Genomic DNA, 7,154 nt, shown 5'->3' on the forward strand with positions numbered 1-7,154 from the left:
GGCGGGTGGGACTCGAACCCACGGCCGACGGATTATGAGTCCTTTGAGGATCTTGGCGATCCTTGCCGATCCATGCTCACCTTGGCCGTTTTCCCAGGTCAGGCGCAGTTTGACGCTTCGGTCCTTCTCGGCCCTTGTCAGTCTTCTCCGATCCTTGTGTCCAACCTGCGTCCAGAACGCGTCCCAGATGGGCAAGCGCACCCGGTTCACAGACCCTCTCCCCAGCTGAGGAGAGGGTCTCAAAACCATGCGCAGCGGATTTCCTTTCCAACGCTCAGCGACGCAAGGGCAGGTGGATCGCCGCCCAACTACGTGGGGCCGACATTTCCTCCTTCGCCTCAACGGTGACGCCGTACGCACTATCCTCGCGCGCGTGGGGCCGACTTCACCATCGTGACCGAGGCCCCGCAGGTGGGGGAGCTATCCCCGCTTGTGCGGGGCCGACTCGACACGGAAGGTCATCAGGCCCTTCTCGTAGAGCTCGTAACACGATCATGGTCGGGCCTTCTTGAGGCGTCTCCAGCAGATGAGGCTGCAGGCCAGCGAGATGAAGGCGTCGTGGAGTTCGGTTCGGCGTTCCCAGCGGACGGCGAGGCGCTTGAACTGATGGAGCAGGCGAAGGTCTGCTCGACGACGTAGCGGAGTTTGCCCAGGCCCTTGATGTTCGGGGCGCCCTTGCGGGAGATGACCGGCAGGATCCGCCGTTTGCGCAGCTCGCGCCTGTTGGGGTTGGAGTCGTAGCCCTTGTCGCCGAGGAGTGAGTCGGGGTGCCGGCGCGGACGGCCGGGCCGTCCGGCCACGGGCGGGGCGCCGTCGACGAGGGCAAGGGTCTGGGTGACGTCGTTGACGTTGGCCGCGGTGGTGATGACCTTTAGCGGGGTGCCGCGTCCGTCGCAGATCAGATGGTGTTTGCTGCCTGTCTTCCGCCGGTCGACCGGCGACGGACCGGTGTCGGCTCCCGTTTTTTCGCGCGGATGTGGGAGCCGTCCACACACACGCGGGACCAGTCGAGTTCGCCAGCCGCGTTCAGTTCGGCCAGCAGGATGCGGTGCAGTTGGTCGAAGACCCCGGCCTGCTGCCACCGCTCCAGCCTGCGCCAGCAGGTCTGTCCCGAGCCGAACCCCAGCTCCAGCTCCAGCTCCAGGAGTTGCCAGGCTATGTCGTTGTGGAGCACGTACAGGATCCCCTGCAGACACAACCGGTCGTCCACCGGCCGCGGGCCCGGCGCCTTCTGCGGCCAGCGCGGCAGCAACGGCTCGATCAACGCCCACAAGTCGTCGTCCACGATCCACGGCCGGGTGCTCACACATCACGAACGGCCGAATCATCACATCGGTCACGCCCGACCAGGACACCTCTACAAGATCGTGTTACGAGCTCATAGGTCTGGTTTAAGGAACGTCCATGTCAAGACGCCCTTGGAATTACGACGGTTTGATTCTGGTCACCCATGTTCTGAGCGCGGGACCACGTACATAGACGCCCACGTCGTCGATACGACAACTGGGGCCCCAGGAGACCAGACCCCATACCGTGTTCGTGACGAGGACCGGGCTGCCGGAGTCGCCCGTGCACGTGTTGCGGGTGGCGTCAGCGGTCGGCACGGCACACAGTTGCCAGGCGGGGTTGGGAGCGATGTCCAGGTTGAGCTGGGCGCGAAAGCACTGCTGCCCTGACACGAAACGCAGAGGCACGGAAGTGCGACGGCAAGGCGCCACCCCTCCGTAGCCGTCTCGGCCCCAGCCGAATTCGATACCTGTGACCGGCAGTTGCTCGTTCGCATCGGGGAGGCGGGCAGGCGTGCTGGTGGCTCGACCCGCCAGCACGAGAAGCGCCGCGTCCACGAGCCGTCCTTGCGGTGTGCGGGGATGCAAGAAGGCCGTACGGATGTGGAGCCGCTGCCCCGGGACGGGCGTGCCGCGGCACAGGTTGTCGGCTCCGACGACGGCGTCCACAGAGGCGGGCCGTCTGCCCCGCACGCAGTGGGCGGCGGTGAGAACCAGAGTAGGTGCGACCAGGACGCCTCCGCAGAACTGGCCGTTGAAGAGATCCCCAGCGGGTGAGGACGCGTTGACCAAGGCCACGACCGCCCCGGTACCGGGCCCAGGATCCAGGGTGCGAGCGTGGGGGCCTGCCGAGCCGCCCGGCAGCAGGCCGATGAGGATCATCAGCACCGCTGCCGGGACGCTCGTCATGAACCGGCGGGGCATGGGCGGTTCAGCATGACTTCTTCTGCGTCTCTACAGTCAGGCCCAGCACGTTGCGCCAGACGTAGTCGGAACGGCCGACGTGGTAGTTGACCAGGACCCCGGCCATGCGTACGCCGGAGGCGGCGGTGACCTGGAGATGAAGGACCAGATTGTTCAGGACTTTCGCGTTGTCCGGTTGGGGGGAGAGGGTCGCTCCCACTGCCTTGCGACGGTGGGCCCAGTCGATGCCGGGTCCGCTGCGTGCCTCCGGGTCAGGGGGCCAGCCGGAGCCGTAACCGATGAGGGCCGACGAGTTCGACACGATGACGGCCTCGACCAGGCGCAGACCGCTCGCCTTGCGTAGCGTGATCTTGTCGATGACGACTGCCTTGCTGCCGTAGTTGTGCAGCTCGTCCCCGCCGAAAGCGATACTGCCGCCCGCCTTCGCCGGAATGCACTCCTCGCCCGATCCGGCCTCTGCATCGCCGGGTCCGTTCAACGGCCCGCCGTCGGAAGCCTGGTGACCGCCCGAGGAGCAGCTCGTCACCAGGGCCACGAGCATGATCAGGGCCGGCAGTGGCCGCCGTACTCTCATCGGGTGTGCCCGCTCTTTGTGGTGGTGGCGACGAAATTGTACGGATGGCTGCCGCCCGGCGCTCCGCCCGTGCCGCAGATATAGCGGTTGGCATTGAAGGTGTACTCCACCGTCGCGTCGCTGGAGTAGCCAGTCTCGGCAGACAGGTCGATACCGATCACATCGGCGACGCTGGCACCGTCGGACCAGGTGATGGCGTGGGAGGTCGTCCGGGTGAACTTGGTGTCCTTCTGCTGATAGGCGCAATGCTTGGCGGTGGGGATGTACGCCGTGCTCGTCTTCGCACCGCCGTAGTAGCCCCTGGCGCGCACCTCGTAGTGATGGGTGACCGGTGTGCCCCGCCCAGGGCTCTGGCAGGCCACCAAGTACTTGCCGTAGCTGTACTCGGTCTTGTAATAGACGCCCCTGTTGTTGCCGTAGGCGGGGTATTCCATGGTGATCGAGCTGGACTTGGAGACCGAGCCACTGCTGGTGAAGCTGCCGTAGGTGCCTGAGGCTGAGACGCCGACGCCCAACGAACTGTCCGCGCCCTTGCTGTAGGAGAAGGTGTGCTTGACACCCGTGGTGGCGCTGTAGGTCTGGCCGGCGATCACCCACTTCGCCCCCAGACCCTTCACCAGAGTGCCGTTGCAGCCCTTGGCGACGCCCGCGTCGGCGGTCGTGTCGCTCGCTTCGGATTCAGCGGCCGCGGTGTCGTCCGCGGCGGAGGCGGTCGCGCTGTCCGGATCGTCCGTCAGGGACTCGGGTGCCGAGCTGCTCTCCTCGTCTACGCCGTTGCTGGCGCCGTCGCTGGAGCTTGAGTACGCGCTGATGGACAGCGCGTTGTCCATGACCAGGTCGGCGACCACCGGGGTGGTGTCGGCCATGGAAGTGGTGTCTGTGTCCGAGGTGGCCGCATCTGTGGTCGCCGCCAGGTACGCCGTAGTGCTCGACGCGGTGACCAGTGTGCGCGGGAAGTTGAATACAGCCTGCTGGCTGCCGGAATAGGCGACGGTTTCGAAGTTCACCGTGCCGTCCGCCGCGGCCTGGGGGGTCAGCGAGGAGGCGGAGGCCACCCGTAGCGTGTAGTCACCGCTGCTGTCGGAGACCGCTTTCGCAACAGGCTGCAGTTTCACCGAGTCCCCTTCTTCGAGGGCGTCGTCCGACTCGTTGTCCGGCCAGGCATACAGCACCACGTCCGCACCGGCCACCGTGTTCCCGTCGGCGCCCTTGATCGTTCCGTTGCTTACCACCGGGGTGGTGAGGTCGGACGAGTCGGTGATGCCCGCGAGCTCGGCGTCCTCGTAGGTGATGGTCAGATGAGGTTCTTCGGCGTCGTCTCCGGAGACGTAGTTCGCGGAGCGGTAGCGCCGCCAGGTCAGGGAGTCGGTTTCGTCGACTGCGCGCAGTTGGATGCCGTAGTTGGGGGCGCCGTCCGCCCATGCCTGCACGATGGCGTCGATGTCCCAGTGGCTGTAGGCGGCGGGGCAGGCCGAGGAGTAGCCGTGGGCCCCGGTGTTGACTACCTCTCCGGTCCCGGTCACGGTCGGCACCGTGTCCCAGGTGACGGCCGAGGAGTCCCAGTCGGAGGTGACCCGGCGGACTCGGATGCCGGAGCCGGACGTCGAGCAGCTGGAGGACCAGTAGGAGTACAGAGACAGGTCGGTGTCCACGATGTGGGAGCCGAGGATGTCGTCGACGTCGAACTTCAGGTAGGCGCGGGCCCGGTGGGTGCCACCGTCGTACGTACCCACCCGCAGCTCCTCCGAAGAGCGCTGCGAGTCGGTGTAGTTGGGGCTCTCCAGCCAGGTGTCGGTGCTGACCGCCAGGGTGGTGGTCGGGTCGATGGTCAGCGGATAGCTGACGTCGGCCGAGTCGAGGAAGGTCATGTCCGGGGTGAGGACGAGGACTTGGCCCTCGTCGGTGTTCTCGATCCGGGAGGTAACCGGAGCGTCGTGCGCGGCGAGTCCGGAGGCGGGGTCGACGGCAGAGTCCCACATGTGCGGTGCCGGGGCATCGGCGACCGTTTTGCCGCTCGCATCGGTCAAGACCAGGTGGCCGGAAATGGCCTGAGAGACCTGCAAACCTTGAGATGTGGTCAGCGGCATCCGGATGGTCAGGGGACCATCCGGCCGTTCGTGAAGTATGACCTGCTCGGAGAATCCGCCGGGCAGCGCCGTCACGACCAGGTCGCCGCCGGAGACAGCGCCGGCGTACGTCGCCGTGTTCCCTTCCAGAGTCGGCGACGGCAGGTCGCCTCCGACAGACAGGGCCAGCGAGGTCCCGCCGTCCGTCACCTTGGCGAAGGGGCCCGTCCCACCGTCGGAGAAGTTCAGGTCCGCCGCCGTCGCGCCGGGTGTGACCGAGGCTCCCGTGTCGGCGAGTGTGGTGTCGACTGGCGTCCAGGCGCCGCTCTGGCGGACCCGGATCGGCTCCTGGAAGACCTCGGTGGTCAGTGCGCCGTTCGGGTCGGCCCACGTGGTCGAGTCCTCGGTGCGCTTGCTGGTGATCTCGACCCGCTTGCCCTGTTCCTCGGCCTGCGCCCTGGCCGAGGCTGTGTTCGACTCACCCGGCGACTCCGTGGTGCTGGCCGATGAGCTGTTCGCGTCCGCGCTGGCGACCACCGAACCGCCCGGGATCAGCAGTGCCAGTGTGCAGACGAGCGCAGCCGTCCGTGCGGCCATGCGAATAGTTCTAGGGCATGACAAATAACGCGTCGTATGCATCGACTCCCCCGCCGCCGTATCCATCTCTGACCCAGTGAGCAAAATGGGTACATCAATGATTGGTCAACACTGAACTTTCACATCTTTACAGAACTTGACTACCTGTTCATGTGGGCATCGGATCCGCCAACTAGTGGGGTCTGGAACGCGACGAGATGCCCCAGTTCCTTCGCCGCTGCCGCGGTGGTGCAGGTGCCGAAGGGGTCCAGAACGATCCCGAGCGGCGGGGCAGCGCCTCAGGCATGGCGGCGAAGTGCCGGGCGTCCTCCAGTGCGGCGCGCACCTTGAGCGGAGTGGTGGGCACGGTCCACACGCCGGGCAGCCGGGCGTGCTCGGGGTCGTGCCGGTACCGCGGGCCCCGGGCGAAGTGGAAGACGGTCTCGTGGGCGCGCACGACACGGTCGGCGACAGACTCGGGCATGGGGTTGGGCTTGTGCTACATCATCTCGGCCTGGTGCACGAGCCCGAGGCGGTCGACGCAGCCGATCGCGTACCGCTAGAGCATCCTGGTAGGAGCTATCCCCGGGCACGTGGGGATTGCTCCTTCTCGACGTACCGGTTGCTGCCGTAGAAGAAATGGGACCCGCGCATGCGGGATAGCTCCCACCGCCAGGCGAACACGATCAAGGACTACGAGTCGACCCCGCACAGGCCGGGCTTACCCCATCCCCCGCGCCGCAGAACAAGCACCTCGCACGGAACGGGGTGGACGTCCACAGCAGTCTCCGCGCACCCTGAGTGACCCTTCGTACAGTTTCCTGTACGGGCCGTTTCTCTCCGCCCCACCGTTGGCGGCTACACCGTGTTCCAAGGGGCGCCCACCACCCTATTCATCGTCCGTAACTCGACCACCCAGCTACAGGCAGTCCGGAGTCCGAGCAGCCGAACAGGCTACGTCGGCAACCCTCGGTCTGCATGCCCCCGCCGAAACCGTGAGGCACTGGGGAGCGACTCCGTGGTGCGATCTGGGGCCGTTTTCAGTACGGGCCGTTTCTCCCCCACGCCGACCGGCCACGTCGGCAACGGCACGATCCAGGCGAGCCCAGTCGCCACCACACCGCACCTACCCTGCTACACCCCTGGGCAGAATGGATGACTCGGCGCCGGAGCGACCCCTTCCGGTTTCCCCGCGTCCAGCCAGCGTCCAGAATCCAGTACCCCAACCAGTCACAGCATCCACATACCGCATGTTCAACCGCTACGAGCTGGAACATCCATGCAGGTCAGGGGGCATTCGCACTACCGACACCGGCAACGAGGCCGAACTCGCGAGCAGCGGATTCAGTCCGTTCAGGCAAAGTTGACGATCCGACAGGACAAAATGAACGTTTCCGCAGGTCAGAAGCCTGCACAGGTGGGGCGGGTGGGACTCGAACCCACGGCCGACGGATTATGAGTCCGCTGCTCTAACCGGCTGAGCTACCGCCCCATTACGGCGCGTCGCGCACATTTGTGCGCGCCGTCTGCCGCAGCATAGCCGCTCATACGATCTCCTGCTTCGGATGGTCGGCTTCGCATGACCATGAGGACTGTGGCCTGCGCCGAGCGGTTCCGGGGGACATGAAAAAGGACCCCAACGGGGTCCTCGTCCACTGCCGTCCACTGGCTCTCCCGACTGGACTCGAACCAGTAACCTGCCGGTTAACAGCCGGCTGCTCTGCCAAT

General features: G+C 66.0%; 4 protein-coding genes, 1 tRNA gene and 1 pseudogene. All 6 read right to left on the bottom strand.

Annotated elements, in window-relative coordinates:
- Nucleotides 1-492: 492 nt before the first annotated feature.
- The 6 genes and pseudogenes from OC490_RS48775 to OC490_RS48800 all read right to left on the bottom strand — a co-directional run bounded on the left by OC490_RS48775 (nucleotide 493) and on the right by OC490_RS48800 (nucleotide 6,918).
- Nucleotides 493-1,306, bottom strand: a pseudogene (locus OC490_RS48775) (IS5 family transposase).
- A 118-nt stretch (nucleotides 1,307-1,424) separates the two neighbouring features.
- A complete protein-coding gene (locus OC490_RS48780) occupies nucleotides 1,425-2,195 on the bottom strand; it encodes a S1 family peptidase (protein WP_262064510.1) in 771 nt (256 codons plus the stop codon).
- 22 nt (nucleotides 2,196-2,217) lie between these two features.
- Complete coding sequence (locus OC490_RS48785; protein WP_262064511.1) at nucleotides 2,218-2,784, bottom strand: hypothetical protein; 567 nt, start codon at nucleotides 2,782-2,784, stop codon at nucleotides 2,218-2,220.
- Nucleotides 2,781-5,447 (bottom strand): DNRLRE domain-containing protein, encoded by a 2,667-nt coding sequence (locus OC490_RS48790; protein ID WP_262064512.1) that lies wholly within the window; start codon nucleotides 5,445-5,447, stop codon nucleotides 2,781-2,783. Before OC490_RS48790 ends, OC490_RS48785 begins: the two co-directional genes overlap by 4 nt.
- A gap of 172 nt (nucleotides 5,448-5,619) precedes the next feature.
- Nucleotides 5,620-5,910 carry a site-specific DNA-methyltransferase gene (locus tag OC490_RS48795; protein ID WP_262064513.1) on the bottom strand — a complete coding sequence of 97 codons (291 nt, stop codon included), beginning with the start codon at nucleotides 5,908-5,910 and terminating at the stop codon, nucleotides 5,620-5,622.
- 934 nt (nucleotides 5,911-6,844) lie between these two features.
- A tRNA-Ile gene (locus tag OC490_RS48800) sits at nucleotides 6,845-6,918 on the bottom strand.
- Between the last annotated feature and the right edge of the window lie 236 nt (nucleotides 6,919-7,154).

It is taken from the genome of Streptomyces sp. STR69, from assembly GCF_024519455.1.
GTDB lineage: Bacteria > Actinomycetota > Actinomycetes > Streptomycetales > Streptomycetaceae > Streptomyces.